The 19,391-nt window shown below is 33.2% G+C and carries 18 protein-coding genes, 1 tRNA gene and 1 pseudogene; 8 read left to right on the top strand and 12 right to left on the bottom strand.

Annotated features, from left to right (window positions below; translation table 11 throughout):
• Positions 1–37: 37 nt before the first annotated feature.
• The 12 genes and pseudogenes from ACQKN4_RS03015 to ACQKN4_RS02960 all read right to left on the bottom strand — a co-directional run bounded on the left by ACQKN4_RS03015 (position 38) and on the right by ACQKN4_RS02960 (position 14,409).
• On the bottom strand, positions 38–1,018 hold the full coding sequence (locus ACQKN4_RS03015; protein WP_079561225.1) for an ATP-binding protein: 981 nt from the start codon (positions 1,016–1,018) through the stop codon (positions 38–40).
• A 138-nt stretch (positions 1,019–1,156) separates the two neighbouring features.
• Positions 1,157–2,137, bottom strand: a complete 981-nt coding sequence (locus ACQKN4_RS03010; protein WP_079561224.1) for a hypothetical protein — start codon at positions 2,135–2,137, stop codon at positions 1,157–1,159.
• Between the two features lie 151 nt (positions 2,138–2,288).
• Positions 2,289–2,804: a crossover junction endodeoxyribonuclease RuvC gene (locus ACQKN4_RS03005; RefSeq protein WP_240518255.1), complete on the bottom strand. Its 516-nt coding sequence runs from the start codon at positions 2,802–2,804 to the stop codon at positions 2,289–2,291.
• Positions 2,805–3,320: 516 nt separating this feature from the next.
• On the bottom strand, positions 3,321–4,106 hold the full coding sequence (locus tag ACQKN4_RS03000) for a hypothetical protein (RefSeq protein WP_079561223.1): 786 nt from the start codon (positions 4,104–4,106) through the stop codon (positions 3,321–3,323).
• Positions 4,107–4,217: 111 nt separating this feature from the next.
• Positions 4,218–4,331: pseudogene (locus ACQKN4_RS02995) on the bottom strand (DUF2179 domain-containing protein); the annotation flags it as partial.
• Between the two features lie 454 nt (positions 4,332–4,785).
• Entirely contained in the window at positions 4,786–5,118 is a 333-nt protein-coding gene (locus ACQKN4_RS02990) for a hypothetical protein (RefSeq protein WP_427482211.1), read from the bottom strand.
• A gap of 986 nt (positions 5,119–6,104) precedes the next feature.
• On the bottom strand, positions 6,105–6,572 hold the full coding sequence (locus tag ACQKN4_RS02985; protein ID WP_427482209.1) for a hypothetical protein: 468 nt from the start codon (positions 6,570–6,572) through the stop codon (positions 6,105–6,107).
• 1,050 nt (positions 6,573–7,622) lie between these two features.
• Positions 7,623–8,000: a hypothetical protein gene (locus ACQKN4_RS02980; protein ID WP_079561219.1), complete on the bottom strand. Its 378-nt coding sequence runs from the start codon at positions 7,998–8,000 to the stop codon at positions 7,623–7,625.
• 352 nt (positions 8,001–8,352) lie between these two features.
• Positions 8,353–9,375, bottom strand: a complete 1,023-nt coding sequence (locus ACQKN4_RS02975) for a hypothetical protein (RefSeq protein WP_079561218.1) — start codon at positions 9,373–9,375, stop codon at positions 8,353–8,355.
• A gap of 3 nt (positions 9,376–9,378) precedes the next feature.
• Positions 9,379–10,692 carry a DNA sulfur modification protein DndB gene (locus tag ACQKN4_RS02970; RefSeq protein ID WP_079561217.1) on the bottom strand — a complete coding sequence of 438 codons (1,314 nt, stop codon included), beginning with the start codon at positions 10,690–10,692 and terminating at the stop codon, positions 9,379–9,381.
• 900 nt (positions 10,693–11,592) lie between these two features.
• Positions 11,593–11,832, bottom strand: a complete 240-nt coding sequence (locus tag ACQKN4_RS02965; RefSeq protein ID WP_427482205.1) for a hypothetical protein — start codon at positions 11,830–11,832, stop codon at positions 11,593–11,595.
• Between the two features lie 132 nt (positions 11,833–11,964).
• Positions 11,965–14,409: an AAA family ATPase gene (locus tag ACQKN4_RS02960; protein WP_427482203.1), complete on the bottom strand. Its 2,445-nt coding sequence runs from the start codon at positions 14,407–14,409 to the stop codon at positions 11,965–11,967.
• A 235-nt stretch (positions 14,410–14,644) separates the two neighbouring features.
• On the opposite strand from ACQKN4_RS02960, the gene ACQKN4_RS02955 reads away from it, so the two are divergent.
• The 8 genes from ACQKN4_RS02955 (at position 14,645) to ACQKN4_RS02920 (ending at position 19,385) form a co-directional block, all read left to right on the top strand.
• Positions 14,645–15,157, top strand: coding sequence for a hypothetical protein (locus ACQKN4_RS02955; protein ID WP_427482201.1), 513 nt, complete (start codon positions 14,645–14,647; stop codon positions 15,155–15,157).
• Positions 15,158–15,209: 52 nt separating this feature from the next.
• Positions 15,210–15,575 carry a hypothetical protein gene (locus tag ACQKN4_RS02950; RefSeq protein ID WP_427482199.1) on the top strand — a complete coding sequence of 122 codons (366 nt, stop codon included), beginning with the start codon at positions 15,210–15,212 and terminating at the stop codon, positions 15,573–15,575.
• Positions 15,576–15,677: 102 nt separating this feature from the next.
• Complete coding sequence (locus ACQKN4_RS02945) at positions 15,678–16,061, top strand: HU family DNA-binding protein (protein WP_079561212.1); 384 nt, start codon at positions 15,678–15,680, stop codon at positions 16,059–16,061.
• A gap of 516 nt (positions 16,062–16,577) precedes the next feature.
• Positions 16,578–16,654 (top strand) — tRNA-Arg (locus tag ACQKN4_RS02940).
• Between the two features lie 99 nt (positions 16,655–16,753).
• Complete coding sequence (locus ACQKN4_RS02935) at positions 16,754–17,008, top strand: hypothetical protein (protein ID WP_079561211.1); 255 nt, start codon at positions 16,754–16,756, stop codon at positions 17,006–17,008.
• Positions 17,009–17,688: 680 nt separating this feature from the next.
• Positions 17,689–17,943 (top strand): hypothetical protein, encoded by a 255-nt coding sequence (locus ACQKN4_RS02930; protein ID WP_079561210.1) that lies wholly within the window; start codon positions 17,689–17,691, stop codon positions 17,941–17,943.
• Positions 17,943–18,197: a YonK family protein gene (locus tag ACQKN4_RS02925; protein ID WP_079561209.1), complete on the top strand. Its 255-nt coding sequence runs from the start codon at positions 17,943–17,945 to the stop codon at positions 18,195–18,197. The genes ACQKN4_RS02930 and ACQKN4_RS02925 overlap by 1 nt, the downstream gene beginning before the upstream one ends.
• Before the next feature lie 3 nt (positions 18,198–18,200).
• Positions 18,201–19,385, top strand: coding sequence for a metallophosphoesterase (locus ACQKN4_RS02920; RefSeq protein ID WP_079561208.1), 1,185 nt, complete (start codon positions 18,201–18,203; stop codon positions 19,383–19,385).
• The last annotated feature ends 6 nt before the right edge of the window (positions 19,386–19,391 follow it).

Genomic DNA, 19,391 nt, shown 5'->3' with positions numbered 1-19,391 from the left:
CTCTAACACTCCCCACTCACATATCATTACGCTATTTTTACAACATTTGTTTTAAATCATAAGCAATTAAAGACAGTTGTTCTATTTGCGATTCTGTCACATCTTTTAGAGTTCGACTTTTTCCTAAGTGTAGTTCCACAAGGTTGTTCATTGTTTTTTTCGCAACGTTAGCACCTTGTTTTTCAACTAATTTAGCTGTAAGGTCTTTGATTTCAGTTTTTAAATCTTCAAACGATAGTAGTTCTTCCTCAGCGTATAAGTTAACTCCTTTTTCAACTACTGTTGTTTGACCTTTTTCAACTTCTTCTTTTTCAATAGCGTCAGCGATTGCTTTCACTAGGGCTTCATATTCAAATTTGATAACAGGTGGTGTATGTTTAAAACGTGAACCCGCTTCAAATTGTTGTGTACCACGTAAGAATAATGCTGTTTTAGATTCACCTTCACGTTCGATTGACTTAGCGTAACCGATAATGTCAGCCATTGACAGCACGATACCACGAGGCTGTTTTGTTAATGTCGGTACTGTTTTTGAATACTCTGCTCCATCTTCTGCTGTAATCGTTTGTACTTGAGCATGTGAAATCATTACAAGACCATAACCCATCATTGGGATTGACCGTAACACTGTATCGAACTCGTCACGAACTAATTTATAGCCCCCACCGTAAGGAATATCACCGATTTTATCTACGCCTTCACGTTGAAGAATGAACTTCTCGCATGAAGCATAAGATAAGTCTGCTGTATCTACAATAATAGTTTCAAATTTTTCTTTAACTTGAGCGTTTTCAAGTTGTCGTAATACCTTCTTGAAGTCAGCCCACTTAGTAACGTTTTGTGCCATAACACCCGCAAGAGCGTTATAGCCTTTTTCAAACGCTAGTAATAAAGCTTTGGGAAATTGTGAAGCTATAGTTGTTTTACCAACCTTTGGCTCACCGTAGATTACTACGATTTTTTCACGAAGATCACGAGAAATTTGATGTGGTTGAATAGCTAATAAGTCGATTGTCATTGTTTAACTCTCCATTTTCTGTTAAAATTTATTCAATAGAAGAAGGTTGACAACCGCCTATTCAGAAAAGAAAGTGGTGATTGTCAACCTTCTTTTTAATTATCGAAATCTACGATATTATTTCATTACTTAGAAGAATTAATCTTCACCAAATAAATCATCTAAACCATCATCTTGTTTTTCATTTGTTTTAGCATTTGTTTGTTGAGAACCATTACCAAAACCTGCTGTTGGTTTTGGTTTATCATCAGTTTTTTCTTTCTCTTTTAGTGCTGATAAATGACGCTCACGATTAGCTAATGCTTCTTTAAGAAGTGAAATGTCGAATACTTCTTTGTGAACACCTTCCTCGTATAATGTACCGCCTGTTGCGATAAACTCACGAGTACGCTCATAAGTTACGTCAGTTTTGTTTTCACCGAAACCTGATTCAATTACACGTTCGATTTTTTTAGACTTGTTAACTAAATCACCGTAAATACGCACAGAAGCACGAGATTGGAAGTTGTCAGTTAAGTAGTCTTTACCGCCTTGTGGCAATGTTTCACCTGTTACAAATGTTAATGGAATTGTTTTCCCACCATACAAAGGAACGTAAAGCTGAATTTTTAATCGACCTGTTTCATTTTCATCTTTATCTGTTTCTGCTTTAAGTGATTTCACGATTCCCTCAATATCAAACTTAGCTTTTGGATTGAAATCTTTTGCTTCGCCTTTGTAGCGAATAGGTGCGTATTGACCACTAATTTTAGGGAATGATTTAACTTCTCCATCATTGCCTTTGTACTCATTTAGAGTTAATTTACCTTGACATTCAATACGGGAAGGCTCACCTTCTGATACTCCTTGAGCAACGTCAGCAACAGTAACTAGTTCATTCATGATAGTAGTTAAGGCTTTGTAGTTTTTATTTACTTCGCCTTTTTGTGTAAGCTCTTTTGCGAAGTAAGACACAACCTGAGTTTCTTCCTCACTGATTTTAACAGTAATGTCACCGCTTATACATGTGTAAGGTTTACCTATGTTGTCTTTGAACTCTTTCTTTTCGAGTGTTGATTCTTGAGCGAAACCAACTATCTCAATTTTATTTAATGCTTCTCGTAATAATTGTTCTGCCATTTTACAATCCCTACCTTTCAAATCTTATTATGCTTTTTGTTAAGTAACTAACAAGCCACCAATATATAATTTTCACATTATATTATTATGTTATTTTTGTAAAGTGATTTTAATAACCCTTTTATAAATTATTATTTTTTACAATTTATTATTATTTTGGCTTTATCATTTTACTCAGTACCTCTTGCTCGTATTTCTGCAATCCAGCGTGATTATACATGTTGTACGCCATACGAGCCATAATGTATGCGTCACGCACATTATCTGAGTGGTGTTCATAACCCCACTTCTTATACAGTGGTAGCACTAAATCTTCCTTCTTTGCGTTCCCTTTGTTGCTGGCAAACTTCTTCACCTGACTTGGTGTAGCGTCAGAATAACCGAACTTTTCAGTAAAAAGCATAGCTCTGATTAACCAACCTAGTCCATATTGGAAGTCTACTGCTTTACCCTTAGCACCGTAAGCGAAACCTTCAATAACAACTTTGTCATTTGGTTGCAAGTACGATTTAATTTGTTTTGCTATTCCAATCATTCTAGCAGGGTCTTTTGTAGCTGTTGCTCGAATTTCTTCTTCTACAACTACCTCACCGTTAGAATCAAGAATAACAAAACCTGTTTTAGTTGATGGGTCAATGCCCACGAACCTGATACTTTCTTTAGTCAAATTCCTTTTCTCCAATCAATTCCAAAATGTGTCATTTAAGACCTTCATTTCCCTTCGATCGTTACAAGTTCCTCTGACTTCATAACTTTTGAGCAAACCTCTCTTATGCTAATTACTATGTCATACATGATTTCATATGACTCAAGATGTGTTCAGACAGTTTCAATATGCTTATCTAGTAATTTTGACACTGTAAAACACTCTTTAACGTTATCGCCAACCTGCAATATTGCTTGATAGTGGCGTTCTAAAACTCCAATAGTTCTTTTACTACTTCTCAAGTGATACCTTTATAGTTCATATCATAGATACGAAAAATACATTTGTCATTATATATTATTTTATGGTTTTACCAAATGAAATGTCTAAAATTTTAAATTTCTAGATTATTCAAGTTCAAATAAATTGTCTACTCGTTTTAGGAGACAATACTATAAACATATCTTTTTTCATGGTTAGAACAACAATCATCACAAGCATGAAATTCATCTCTGTTATTATTATATCACTTTTAAATCAACTTAAAAATGAAGACCAAATACCACCTGTAGCACGTTGTTTAAGCCATATAGTCTTTGTTGTAGCCTTAATAGCATGGAACAACAGACCATGTAATGAATCGGCTTTACCTCGTTTATAGGCATTTATAACACTTAGAATACATTGGTAGTATTCATTTGAATAATCTTCAATTTGAATAGCTTTATCAACCTTAGATTTAGCTTTATAAATAGTTCCCGCTAATTTATAAATTTCATCTGCGTCAAAGAAAGGGGCTAATACACGTTGTAATGTTTCAGGTAATTTCTTTACTAATCCTTTTTTAATTAAAGATTCCTTATCAGCTTCTTTTAAAGAAAGACCCTCTTTTTCTGTATCATTTGTTTTATTAATATTTTGAGTATTGATAAGAGTATCTTCGGGTGGACATTTGGGTTGGACATTTTCTTTAGCTGGTTGAATTACAATGATATTACTGCTTTGTCGCTTGTCACCTGTAGCTCGTTTTGTTTTAAACTTCTTCACAACGTTCAATTCTACTAATTTAGAAATAGATCTTTGAACCGTTTTATAGCTTATTTCTAGGCTCTCCGCGATTCTTTTCTGACAAAGGTAGCTCACCCCTACATACTTGCAAGACCACTGTGAAATGAAGTCTAGGACAGCATATGTTGATTTAGTTAATTGCTCCTTATTTAAGCGTTTATGCGCCATTACGGCTTTATTCATTTCTTCTATGGATCGGAATAATTGTAAAGACTCATATGTATCTTGTGTGTGTTGTAGTGTAATTATTGTCATGTTGAATAGCCCCTAATCATCTATTAATTAAAAGGGTAGGAAAAGCCCACCTTTAATGAATATCTCTTTTAGTGAAAGTACCACCTTTTACTTCTGCAACGACTGTGATTCTTATAAAGAATGACTATCAAACTCTTTGATTACTGTTTTAATTTTAGTCTCTTCCATTCTAGTGATTACACAAGTTAACATCTGCATTGATTCATTTGAGTAGCCACCACAAGTTTCTGATAAAGTTAGGTTCGTCCTAAACGAGCTCGATAACCTAAAGTCCTTTTACCAAAGTAGTATTGAGCAGTAGTCCAAAAACCAAATGCTCAAAAGAATATTAATAATACCCATGCTGTAATTATCATATTGCCTCTTTCATTTTTCCTCTAAATGAACAATTGCTAGCTATTGAGAATCCCATTCGGTAATCTCCCCACCTTATCTACATGAAAGACCGACATCCTTGTCATTACAGATAAAAGAGCCAATGATATAGCTCTTTTCTTGGAATCCATTAATAATTACCTGTCGTTTAGGTGGCTCAATAAATTTTGATAAACATAATCATATTCACTGTTCCATGTTCTCTAATAATCCCAACACTTTAGCCTCCGCTACTAAGAAAAGGTTTTTTAACGTATGAGCTATTATCTAAGTTGAATGGGAATTGGTGCGTTGTATGTTGGTGTTACAATCTAGAAACAATTTCTACTTCCTCAGGTGTTCGATCACTACTTATGTAATTTCCATAGGACAGCAAATGTGCCACAAGTCTTAATAGTTCAACTCCTACTTTTACCCTTTTCATTCTCGTAAATATCAAGAACTTATAAGGATAAGTAGGCATGTTAAGAATATCTATCTTATAATCGCTAGGTTCATAAGTACCTCCACTCACTTCGATAGTCAATACATCTATAATTGAAATTATCTTTTTAATGAAGTCAACTTGGGCGTATCCCCAAACGTCTTGACTGATAATTGAAACTAGCTTTTGTTTTGAAAGACTTTCATTATTCATAGAGAATGCTTCCAATACTAAGAGTGGTGTAACGTTGTTTAATTCAATTTCTTTGATTAATATTAGTAACAATGACGTCATAGGGACTTAACACTGTATCAAAGCTCAAGTAATCTAATTTAAGGAAAGGAACTAGAATAACCTACTTTACTATTTCATCTTGATTTAGTGTTGGAACATACACCTTAACCTATAGCTTCTCTGAAACGTATTTGATTTCCTCAATACGTTCCTTTGGCATAGTTAAAGCTTTATATATGCTGCCATACTCAAGTTCAGGTAGCTCAATGAAGAAACCGGAATGCTCTAAAAGAACAACTTTCTACGCTCGTAATACTTAGCTACCACCCTTCTATGAACTTGCGTTAGTTTTAAAGCTAGTATTGGTTGTATTGTTTGACTTGTAATCAGTTGAGCTAGTCATTGCGTTATGAGAGCTATATGTATAGTCATTCAAGAAAAGGAACAAAGCTTGTATCACTTTTTTGAGCTACCACCTCCTTTACATTCACATTTAAATGAACCATCTCTCTGAAGATCATTTTCTTTCCTTACACTTGTTAGTTAAAGGACTGTATTCAATCTTCCGCAACCCACTTTGATTCACTGGTCGCCTAATATTTAAGTTGTATCAGGTTCACTCGTAAGCTAACAAGGTCCATTGTCAAAAAACCTGCTCTGCTATTCATGCATACTTCATCTTTTTCCTTGTCACGCATTATTATAAATTCACCATAATGTTATTATGTTGTTTTTGAAAATCAAATAAGAATATTACATGTCATTATATTTCTTATATAACGAGAAATCAAGAAATTTTTAATAGTTTATTCGAACCAATCTTCCTCTACTTGTCTAATTCCCAACTGGTCATTGTGGATTTACGATTAATAGCACTTATGATTTTCTTAATATTTTTAATTAGTTATATACATCATCTTCTGTTGGTATTGAATAATCCAAAAGAACATCTATAGCTATACCTATCAATGCTCTCCAAAAAACACAAACACTGTTTCATCTTCCATATGTGGTTCTGAAATTTTTTCAGTATTCATATAAAAATCTTTAAATGAATACTTATAAGATATTATATCATTACTTATATCGTAGCTTTCTTGAAGTTGATTTACAATCTCTTCTCTTTTATTTGCTAGAGCTCTTTTTGTTTTACTTCTTAGATTGCTCTGCTCTAGTTCATAGGCTATCTTTATTGCCCTTGACTTGACTACTAGTTGTTTTAAATTAAAGCAATTGACTGCTTCTCCTAAAAAGCTGTTGACTTGTTTTCCATATATCACTATTTCATTTATTAAAGATTGAAATTGACTTTCAGTGTAATTAAAACCACGATTAGTTATTATCATTTTTTTAATATATTCTTCAATTTCTTCATCTATCAAGTCTTTCTGATAGCTATGAAGACTTTCATATAAAAACATCATCTTATCCATTACCTTTCATTTCTTTCTTATATAAGGGTTCTAGGCATAGACGTGGTAGTGCGTTCACATGTCTGTCTATCCCTAGTAACACCTATATAGCTTATGACTTTTAGCTCACTGCTTGTGTTGTGTTGCTATAGGTCATATGATTGATAGAAACTAATATTTCCGATCTGAAACGGATATTTTAAGAATCTAATCATTACTAATATACACAAAACCGAATGTATGTTCTATTTAAAGCAATTTTTTTGCCATTACCTTTAACTTCAACTGTGTAGCTTACAGATAAGTCGTTGATAATAGCAGTTTCTAGTTTCTTTTTATTACGTTGTTTTTTGTTTGTTGTCCTATCCTTCGCAAGTAAAATTGCTATTTTATCAGAAATGTAGTCAGCACTTCTGAGTAGTTTAAACCGAGTTTTGTGAAAACAAAAAATACCTCACACAACATTTCTGTTAGTGCAAGGTATTTTTAGAAAATAAGATAAACACACATCTGTTACAATACCTTGTACTATGTTTTGGCCAATATGAAATTGATATGAATAACGTCTGAAAAACTTTCTCGATGTTACATTGGTGTGTTTGTTTGATTTCAACACCCTCAACTTATGTAGGTGTACTTCCACTCCAACTTTTAAAAAGCCCCGTCTTAAAATGAAATGAGTTCGGTATTACATAAGGATTACTTTAAGATATTTTATTCACTTCAGTTTGAGGTGCTGTTTAATTTCAATTTGCAACCAATGTACATAAGCATAGTACGAAACATACCACTTAGATTGAATTTTAGATTGTCTAAATGTTTATCGATATTTTGTTTATCATAATGGCAACCAACTCAAAAATAACTGATTTAAAGCTCTTAATCATATGATTCTTTAGTACTATTCTAGTACCCATGCACCGCTTGTATACAAAACGATTGTATCGGCTATAATAAAATTTTTCTGTGATACACGATTAGTGTTATAAACACTAACCACTTTCATAAATCATAAAATAATCGACTTACTATAAAGGTTTATTAGTCATTTTGCTACTTTTTTTGTAAAGCTTAATCGAGCAACGCTTCAAGTGTTTTTGGATTGTATAAGATAGTGTCGATGTCAGACAGTTCTACTACTTCAATAACACTCAATGACTCAAGAAACTTAAACTCAAATAGTTCGCCATTATCACTTTCAAAATGAACACTTTGTAATTTTTCAAATACTTCTTTTTCTTTTTTAAAAGCTTTCATGTCTCCAAAAATCAAATCAACATAGAACTCGTCATCGTCTTGTTCTCTATCCTCAATTGGATAACTATGGAAGTTTCCCTCTTTAGTTAATAAAATAAGCATTTGAGCATATTCAAATTGCTCAATCAACTCGTCAAATTTCTTACTTGCATGTGTTTTCATCATTAATCGAATACTAATAGGATGTGCCATTGTTTAGTTTTTCCCCCAACGATATGTTTTATTTTCTCTTTTGAAGGTATATGTAACTATTACTAGAAACGCTTGCCCTATTAGTTACTTTTGACAACATAGTCAATTATAACATCTTGATAGAACATAAACAAGGGCTTCCGTGTCAAAAAGCTATACTAGCAGTAGTCATTTTATCACATATACGCTTGTCGATTCTTAAATATTATTATATTACTTATACAAACATTTAACAACCGACAACCAAATATGTTGAAATTAACAACTAATTGTCGTTTTTAAGGTGTAGTGATAATTTAATACCTATGTTTTAGTGACACTGTGGAAGCACAATGCCACTAAAAAGAATGTATCAATCAGAATATTCAACACCTTCTAGCTCACTATATAGTTTCCCTAATTGCTCATTAAATATTTTTCTTTTTAAGTCGGTTATATTTCTATAATAGTCTTTTCCATTTGATGTTGCCATAATAGTATCGTAATGCTCTCCAATAGTTAAAAGCTCCGTTTTTCCTAGTTTTCCACTTTGTTTGAACAAAGTATATGCCATATACATCATACCACTTTGAACAATGTCTTCCGCAGTTAAATAGATGTTACCAAAGAACTCTTTAAAGAATACAAACTTTCTAGTGATGAAATGTCTGTCTAATACATTACCGCCCTGTCTTCCTTTTTTTGCTTTCTTAAAAATATATTCATATTCATTAAAAGGGGTCTCTATGATTTCATCTTGATTGTTTGTTCTATATGCTGTTTGTTTATCTGCCAAAATAAGTAATTTATAAAGATCTTCGCTTATTCTTACTCGTCTAATTTCTTTAGTTCCTTCGTCATATACATCTGCAACATAGTAGTCTTCGAAGCCTTTTTCCTCTATCACATGAAGATTTTCTCTTTTTAATGTTAATAATTCACTAAATGATTTACCTTTGATTCCCTCAAATAAAGCTAGTAACAATGCTTGGTCAGTGTAGTTATTTAATTCATCTAACATGAACATTAATTCCTCTTTGCTGTAGCGCTTGTTTTTCTCCTTTGCTACTATCTCACTTGCAAGCTCTGAATAGCTTTCAAACTCATAGAATGGGCTTGTAGTTGTCATGTAATCAATATATCGTTTATAAGTATTAATATGATTGATAGCACTTGTTATTGTTGAACACTCAGCGCTTAATAACATTTCTTTTATTTCTGCGCCTGTCATTTCTGACATATCTTTATTTGCTTGAAATTCAAAAGGTGCTACTTTTAGGAATTGCCAATAAATTGTTAACTGACTATCAACTGATTCATATTGATTAATAAAAGCCTTTTTTTCTTCACCGTTATATAATTTATCAAATTTTAAAACATTGTTTTGAATTGTCATTATCTATTTCCCCTTTAGCTCAATATCATCAAATAGTTTTATTATGGATTTTTCAATTTTATTAGCTACCTTACCGTTTACAACTATTCCATAGTCTTTAAAAATCTTATTTTCCCTATTGAAGTCTATACCACTCAAAATATGATTGAGGTTGCTTAAAGGTATGTTGTGTTCTTTCATTCGCTTTGCTAATTTTATGTGTCCTATGAACATCTTGTTATAAAACATTAAGTTACCATTGTCTAGTTGTTCTAAATCTTCTTGGAAGTAACCAAATAAGTAAGTAAAGTACTCTGATAAATAATTATAATTTCCAAGCGCTTCGAGTTTATTTTTCATTTCAAAAGTACTGTCAATTGCATTGGATATTACAGCGTAGCTCACTAGTTCATTTGTGCCTTTTCCTAGTCTGTCTCTAGACGTTATTCTATCCTTCAATTCACTATCTATGCGCAATTGTTGAACTACAAAGTCAGCGTATCTACTTGCTTCAAGTTCCTGTATTCTGCTCTTAGGAATAGGGTTAGCTTTTGCTAGTTGGCTCTGATAGTTCTGAGCCTGTTTCGTTGTGAAATTAAAAAGAAGTCCAATAAAATTAAAATCCAAATCTTTATTCACTGAGTAAGCTCTTAAACAGGAAATCGTTCTGTGCATACCATCTAATATATCCAAACGTGTTCCGTCTGTTATTGTTAGAGTTCTTTCTTTGCTATTGTAGATTAATTCTTCACTCTCATTAGAACTACCTAGACTGGCATTATACACAATATTTGTAGGAACTAACGTACCGTTTAATAAGTGCTTAGTAATTTCTTTGACACTATTCTGATTGATAAAAGGGGCTTTGATAACTCTGTCTTTCCTTTTGACAAATTTCGGTTGCCTTTGAACTTCAAAATTATAATTCAGTTTATTACTATTATACAGCCTTGCTATGAATTTATAATCAATTGGAAAAACATAACTACCTTGACCAATCATTGTTACATCATGTATCACAATTGGATAATCTATATAATCATTTTGCTTTGTGTTATAAAAAACTCTAATATCGTTCAATTCATTTTTATTAAATGTTTTTTTAAGGTCAAGACTTTCGATACCAAATTTTATATATATTTGTTCACCTATTAGTGCTATTGCTCTTATATCTATTTCATCAAGTGTGTCAATATCATTAAAGTATCTTTGAAGTTCCCCTTTATTAATACCATATATCGCTAATTGATTTTCTACTTCCCTTCTAGTTTTATTGTTTTCATGTATTTTATGAATGTTATCTTTAACTGATTGGATGAAGTCATTGTAAGTACTCACAACAATATGTCTCCCTTCATGCTATATAATGCATTTCTAAAAACTATTATATCATAACATATTATTAAGTTACTCACAATAACTTTTTCTAATTAGAATGGGCTGGATTACGCTTATTCCGAATCTTTTTAACTCATTTTTCCAGTCCGTTTTTAATCACCTTTCCCCATTCCACTTACTAAAATATATCCAGATTAACAACATCTCAGTCGCACTCCTCTGACGTCATTACCACCAATGTAAATATATAACTTTAATACAATTTTGATTTTTTTATTCAACATAAACCTTTCAGTATAACAGTAGCTAAAAACCTATTTTTTCTATATTTACCGTATCTTTAGGAAGTTTAGTTATAAACGCTAATTCTGTCAAACCTTTTAGGAAACTTGTTTTATCGCTGTAATATACAGTAGCTGTTATGATTGAATAATGTCTACCAAAAACAGTATCAAAGAAATTTGATATGACTATTAAATTGTATCTATAAGTATTTTCATTTCTGTGCTCCTGTTGCTTTAAGAAATTGTTCAATTGAAATTCCAATGCTACTATTAGTCATTCTAATAATATTTGCAACAACCATATATACACACTATCGAAAATATTATTATATAACTTTAAAATATACTATATTTTTGATTATGAGCGTTATTTAATAATGTTGTTTCTTCAAAATTTTTTTGATTCGTTCCTTAAAATCTGAGTTTCAACCACATTCGCAATTTCCATCACCTTCTATATAAATTTCTAATCGGGCCTTACCCTCACGAATATATTTAAAAGCGGTCCCTTACACACATAGCGACTATTAAACTTAGCTAAAAAATCTTGTGCTACTTCATAGCCAAGGTATGACAAAGTTGTAACTTCGCTCCCCTCATGTTGCTGATTAGAAAATCACGAGTAGTAGATGTTAAACCAATAGAATCTAATAACCCCTTTTTCTTGCTTATATAATCCATCCGCTTCTCTGTTTGATTTACAACTAAAGGCAAATTTCATATGCCTATTTCCTTTCAACTTCCCTGCTGCTAGAAGTTCACCAAACAATTCAAAAGTGTTAATATCTAGGTTTATGAAGTTGTCTTTGTTGTCCTTCTTGAAGAAGTTGTTAAACAAGACTTTTTCTATTAGCATAAATCATTCTCTCCTTAAAACACAAAAAGTGACGTTTTGGTACTGTGTTATACTTATTTTTTATATATAATTATATCACCTTTGTAATATTACTATTAATAACCTAAGCAGATGATGCAACTGTGCGTAACCTTATTGCAACTTAGCGACTTGCTTAATTACCATTTCTAAATCTCCTTTAGCTTTGTGTAATTCTCTAATCATATCACCTAAAAATGTTTGACGGTTTCCACTAGCGTCTGTTCCGATTGCTTTAACTAAAGCAGATGATTGTACAAGTAATACACATTTCTTTGAAGCTCGAGTGATTGCTGTATATACCCACTGTCTACATAAAAGTGAATATGCAGAGTAATCTAATATAACTACTACGTTTTTGATAGTTGAACCTTGTATCCGGTGACAAGTTACAGTATAAGCTAGTTCCAAACTATCGAGTTCTGACTGTTGGTAAACTTTAATTCCTAGTCCCTCGAAGTTAATCATCAAGCATTGAACTATTTTGTTTGTGTTATAGTCTATTTTCTCAAACACATCTACAACTATTCCCATGGTACCATTGAATAAATCACCAATGTTTGGTGTTGGAATACTATCACAAAACTCAACTCTTTCCTCGTCAGTTTCCAATGTTAATAAGTGTTCCTGAATCTCATTTTCAGTTAACTCATTGTCTCGCACATTATAATAATGCTCTAAATCATCATAGTAGCTGATTTCGTAGCTATTGCCCTTTACAATAACCTTGTCACCCTCCCGGAAGTCATATCCATTGTAAGACACAAACGGCTTCTCTAGGTCATTAAAGACTGATTGAGCTAGGTTATTAATTGCTTTTGCTGACATAGCACCACGTTCTTTCATAGCTACAACAACTTGGAAGTCCATTAGGTCTTGAGGTGTTTTGATATTCTTTGCTTGACCTCTTAAAACTCTCTCAACGTTTTCGGGCATATCCTCTTTGTTTTGATAGTTGACCATAATCATGTCTTTGTTCTTTCCAAACTTTATCATGCCCTCTTGGTTAGCAGAGTAAACTTGAACACCTTCACGAATCTTTGTAGCTAATTCAATGATTCCAGAATCTTGGGCTTGACGGTGAACTTGATTTAACTCAATAGTTTTGAAGTATTGTGTTTGAAGTAAATCACGAAGCACATCCCCATGCCCAATACCTGAAAGCTGACCACTGTCCCCTACTAAAATTACCTTAGCACCATCTTGAACTTTAGATAACATTTGGTTAAACAGTCCTGCATCTACCATTGAACTTTCATCAATGATTATTACATCATAGAATGATTTACCACCACCGATTTCTTCATCATCTGACTTCTTAACACCAATTCCAAACGTGCGGTGAATTGTTGCAGAGTCAATATCTTTCGATAAAAGAACCTGTGAAGCTTTACCACTCAATGCACATGCTTTATAAGTAAGGCCTAAAGAGTTTAATACCTCGACAATCCCTTTGACTACAGTAGTCTTACCTGTACCACCTTTACCATTTATAATAAACACACCGTGTAGAACACTCTCACGAATAGCATTTTTTTGCTCGTCAGTATATTTTACATCTAGCGCCGCCTCAGCGTCTTTGATTGCTTCATCAACATCAAAGCCAATTGGTGCTTCATATCTAGTAGCAAGTCTCAGTAAATTTCGTAATGTGTTGCGCTCATTGTTGTACATAAAAATAGAAGAAATTCTCTTATCCCCCTGTTGCCAATAGAAGTTTTTCTTACCATCCTCTGAATTCATATAGTCGCGAATATATGTGCCATTAACATCAAGTTCCTTGATAGCCTGTTCTAGGAACTCCCGCTCATTGACCCATGAATGCCCTTGATTAGCAATTTCATCAAAGTAGTATTCTGAGTAAGCCTTAATGCGTTTTGGACCAAACTTATCTTCCCCACGCATAAGAGCTATGTTGTCAATTCTTTTGAAGCTTAGACCTGAAACTATACATAGATAATATAAAGATTCTTTTGCTTTGAATAGCGCAATTGTAGAATTTCCAAACTTCTCAACAATCTTATTCAACATTCTCCCTGATGGGTTCAAGTCAGCAAGTTCCGAAATTAAAGCTCCTAGGTCTTTGTTTCTCTTGATTTCTCTCTTAATCTTTAGAGCTGTAGCTTCCCCGAAACCCTTTATTGTAGTTATATCAATTATATTATCTCTAATATCATCTACAATCATATTGTTAGGAAATGCTTCAAGAATCAGCTTTGATTGATACTCTGATAGAACAGCTTGTAAGAAGCGCTGTTGTGCTTCTACTGTGTCAAGTGCTTCTATATGAATACGAATAATCTCATAGAACTCACCATACTTAGCGTCTGTCTGCAAATCCGTTACTTCAATGTCATACTCTTGCCCCACATTCATAGCCATTGGAATGTTACCTCTAATAACAAAGTTGTTATAGCGATTCAGCTCAGGTTCGAAGTCACCCTCTATCTTAGTTGGTGCAACGCTCACAATGCCCCACATACTTTCTTCCTTATAGTACAGCACCTTTGCAACCTTGACTTTTAGGCGGTTAGTATTTTGGTGTAATATGTTTGGCAATTTTACCCCTGCTTTCTCCTGAATATACTTAAACGCAACCTTTTCATGTCACTCTCTTATTTTATATCATTACATTACTTTTATAAATATATTTATATTAAAAACATATATAATTAAAAAATAATATTTTTCAAAAAACACATCCAAAAATTACGAAATAATATATAATAACTAAAGTCAAAATCAACTACAAAAGGTTGGTGAAAGTTACATTATATAGGAAGGAAGATTTAGCATGGCACACATTACTAGTAAGGACTTAATGTTTCAACCCTTCGTCATGAATGACATTGGCGTGGTTGAGCTTTTAATAGAGTTTAGATACAAATATGATGATAACCTTTTCTTAGGCGGCGGTAGCACACTTGACGTTACAGGGGTTAAAGCTGTTAATCAAGAAGTGATAGCGACTTATGCTTCATTGGACAGACTAATCAATCAATGTAACTTCACGAATCAACAGTTACTTCTTATTAAAATGGTTGAAAAAGGCTACACCCATAGAGAAATCGGTGAAGCTATAGGCATTGAGAATCAGAATGTCAAGAAAGCGCTCAAGACCGTTTACAAAGCAGTCGTGAAAGAGAATGAGCGTCAATGGCGTAGAGTAATTTACACAAGCACTCTAGGTTTAAAAACAAAACAATGTAATAAGTGCGGTGAACACCTACCTGCAACAAACGAGTTCTATAGTGACAATAAATCAGCAAAAGATCGTTTACTTTCCATTTGTAAAACATGTCGCTAAATCAGCTTGTACAAAAAAGTATTGCAAATGTCACTTCCCACCGCCTTAAAGAATGAGAGGGTTAATTAATAAAATGAAAATTTTACTACCACACCTAACAGTGAACTTAGATAGTTCGCTAAATTTTGCACAACGCAAGCAAGTCATTGAACACCTTCTTAAAGAAGAAATTGAATTTCTAGCTCAGACAATGACATTGGAAGAATATCTATTGTTTACTTGGGAAAAGCAAAACACTAAAGTAATTTTGGATATGTTCGCTTACTACCTCACTAAAGAGGAAAAGAACCTAGAAGTCTTATCTCATAAGAAAGTAAAGGAAATTAGCAAAGGCTCAGAACGCTATAGTAATTTCTCTTGTCTATCAGAAGAAGATAAGGAACAACTAGGAATCACTATTAATAGTAGTGAAGATTAACTTACGCTAAAAATAACATAATAATATATCGGATTATTAGTTCGCTGCCCAAAGGCGATAAAATCCATTTTATTTTTCAGAGAAAAAGGAGCTTATATCAAAATGGCTAAATTAGGTCGTACAGATTTTATTACAGGAATCTTAGCTGAGGAACTACAAGATACACTACCAACGATGCGTGTATCAAAAGCGTTAGCTAAAGAAATCTTAGAAGGTGACACAGATAGCGTAGAAATCCAAATAACAAAAGACTTCGGAACAGCAGTTCTTGATTCAGTAGAAAAAGCGTATGTTCGTGCTATCGTTGAAAGTCAAGTTAATATTGGTTTTGGTACTTTAGGTCAGTTCAAGGTTGAAGTAAAACCTGAGCGTACTTACCGTAACCCTCAAGATGGTTCACCAGTGGTTAAACCAACTCACTTGGCTACAAAGTTTGCTGTTTCAAAAACTTTCAAGGAAGTATTAGAAAAAACAGTTATTAACTAATTCAGGAAATGATCGGTGTGATACTGTGTGAATTTCACCTTTTTATTCGGATTTTATTAAAAAAACCACTATTTTCAAATTATTTTGATAAAACCGTTTGTTAAAGTAAGATAATAATATAATATGAAATATACAAGGTTAGTCACTTACCTATTTAAGCTACTGCTAATAAACTTATTGAACGCAAGGTGTTATTCCTACCTCTTTAACATCTTGCGAACACATGAGTAAGATAATAACTAAACTCACAAACAAGACAAATACATAAATTAGGATTAAGTAAACATCTGAGACATAATTAGTAAGTAAGTTCTCTCAAAACTTGTGCAAAGCAATCTTAGAGAGCGTTACACCTAATCAAGTACTACAAAAACAACTAAAAGAACTTTGGGTGCTACCTACCCTTCGCAAGATAAAGTGAGAAGTTCTTTTTGATTTCATAACTTAAACCTCCTCAGAATCAAAGTTTGAGCGTAGTTCTTCCCTTAACTACGCTCAATGCTGAAAATCAAATATGCGTCATTAGCTCAATGGATTAGAGCAACAGGTTTCTACCCTGTCGGTTGGGAGTTCGAATCTCTCATGGCGCGCCAATAAAATTTGGGGGCATTTGACGTGGACTACGGCACTCGATTTTCTTTCGAGTATTTAGAGTTTTGAATACCCTATGCCCTACTAAAAAGGATATAACTATGAATTACTATATTTTAACATATGAAACTAACAACGAACTAGTTAATGAATCTTACTTGTATTCTAAAGAATCTGACGATAGTATAGATAACCGTTGGAAGGAAAGAGCATTTGAGATAGCGTTGGATAGGTATTTCGATATTTATGATGAAGAAGCAGAGAATCTTGAGATTTTTGCTTCAAACACAGCAATATCGAAAGATGATTACACAATGTATAGAATAGATGGTTTAATAAAATTAGAGTATCTATAAAAAGTTTATCGTATCATTGCATGTTCGACCACTGCCTAGTCAGCCAACAGGAGTGAATCCGTATTTCACCTTGTCTAATAAGCAAGCCTCTGTGAGTTCAACGCTCTCCTCCACTATGCGCTCGATTAGATAGTTACATTACATCTGCTTTTTAATCAAGAAACAACAGTTCGATTCTGTTCCTGAGCTTAATCTTATGAAGCTACTAATTGCTTAAGAGAATTGACAGCAATTATATTATTCGCAGGGTAAAATCCTGTAGGTTGCTCTATGGGAGTTGCGCAGAATGTCAATCTATTGCAAAAGCGGAGTAGATTCGAATCGTCTCCCCCCTCATATTACATCTTATATTCAGGAAACAAAGCAAAGTGAATAAAATTTTTCATTTACTCTCCTTTCTCTTTGTTTCTTTAATATAGGGTGTGATTCAGACACAGTAATCTTAAAACAAGCTAAAGAATCATTATTATTCTGTAAGGTGAATGTGTCTACTACATAACTGAATATTAAGACAATCAATTCACTATTAGAAAGACGTACTATTCTAATAGTGTTTTTTGTTGTAATTGGGGCTTAGTTTAGTGATAAAACGTTAGATTCCTAACCCAAAGTCATTGGTTCAATCCCACTAGCCCCTACAATAAAATATTGAATTTACTAGAGTAAAGGAGAAATGAGAAATGTTACACATTAGAAAAATTAAGACTATGTATGGTCTTAGATATGCAGTAGTTGACTTATACACACATTACGCAGTAAAGCTTGATAAACTTGGCAAATCTGTGAAGAAAAATGGAAAAGTTGAATACGATAAAAAGCAAACTTATCACGCTGTAGATTACAGTGGTGGCGTTGCTATCTTCCCTGTTACACCAAATGGCTTATTACAAGCGAAAGCTGTTCAAAAGTCAGTTAAAGCAGGTGCTAAAAAATAATGGCAAAGCGCACTAATTCAATACAACTAAAAGGTAAACTTGATATTGATTGGACTTTAGGAGAGTTAATCGTAACTGAATCTGTTAAAGATGGCGATTTCAAGTATAGCCTAAATAAATTACTGGAAGAATTTAATGGTAAAAACATCACTCTTTCTATCAAAGAAGAAGATTCAATCGCAATTATTAACGAGTTCAATGTATCTTCTGAAACAGATGCAGAACAAGAAGAAGACTTATTTAAGGAAGATTAATAGATGAACACTAAACAACTTCCTAATGAAATCGTTGAAGAATACAAGTATCGAATCTGTGAGAACAAAAAGATTCTTGGTCTTACATGGGAAGGTATTTGTGAACTTCTTAACAAAGAGCTTAAACTTAATTTCGGTGAATCATATTATCGCAAATGGTATAAAGCTTTCAAACAAGGTAGAGATTACGCTATTAAGCAGAACGCTAATACCTCTGGAGAACTAGAAGAATTAAACGACAAAATTAAAGAGCTTGAGATTGCTAAAATGCAAGTTCAAGACCAAAAGCGTGAGTACAAACAATTCTTACGCCACGAAGCAAGGTTGGATAACTTGCTTAAAAAGCTGATTGACTCTATTAAAGATGAAATCAACAACGCTAGACCACTTAACTACAAGAAAGCAGATGTTAAATATAATGGTGACACATCTCTTACTTTAATGTTATCAGACCTTCACAAAGGAATGGTAACAGATAACCATTGGAACACATTTAATGAAGAAGTGTTCTATGAACGCATTGAACAAACAATTAATGAAATAATAGCTTATCAAGAGTTAACAGGAGCTAGAGAGCTTCATATCATGCAATTAGGTGATTTAATTGAGGGCAATCTACACCGCCTTACTAAGATTGGTGAAACAGAAACCGCAGTTGAGCAAACTAAGTCAGTAGCTGAAGCTTTGGCTAGACTTGTCGCTATTCTAGCAAACTACTTTGAAAAAGTTAAAGTTTACAGTGTCAAAGGTAATCATGACAGAATTTCTTCTCGCAAAGAGGAGGAAATTAAGACTGAGAGTTTCCATGATTTTGTCACATGGTATATGGGAGCTCGTTTAGAAAACTTGCCGAATGTTACTATGATGGACAACAAGTATGACAGCGAAATCATAGTAGCAACAATCTTAGGTAGAACTTACTTCGGTGTTCATGGTCACTTAGACAACTATAGCAAAGTGATTCAAGACCTAACAATGATGATTCAAAAGTTCCCTACTGCTATTTTCGCAGGTCATATTCACAAGAATTTTGAGAATGAGATTCATGGCGTAGACCTAATAGTAAATGGTGGTTTCGCGGGAACGAACAACTATTCAAAAGACAGTCGCCTACTTTCTAAGGCACACCAAAAACTACTATGGCTTGATAGAAATGGTCGTAAAGCTACATTCTATATCAAGTATTAAGGAGCA

It is taken from the genome of Lysinibacillus sp. NPDC093692 (genome assembly GCF_050280125.1).
GTDB lineage: Bacteria > Bacillota > Bacilli > Bacillales_A > Planococcaceae > Lysinibacillus.
This window is presented reverse-complemented; position numbering and strand designations above follow the sequence as displayed.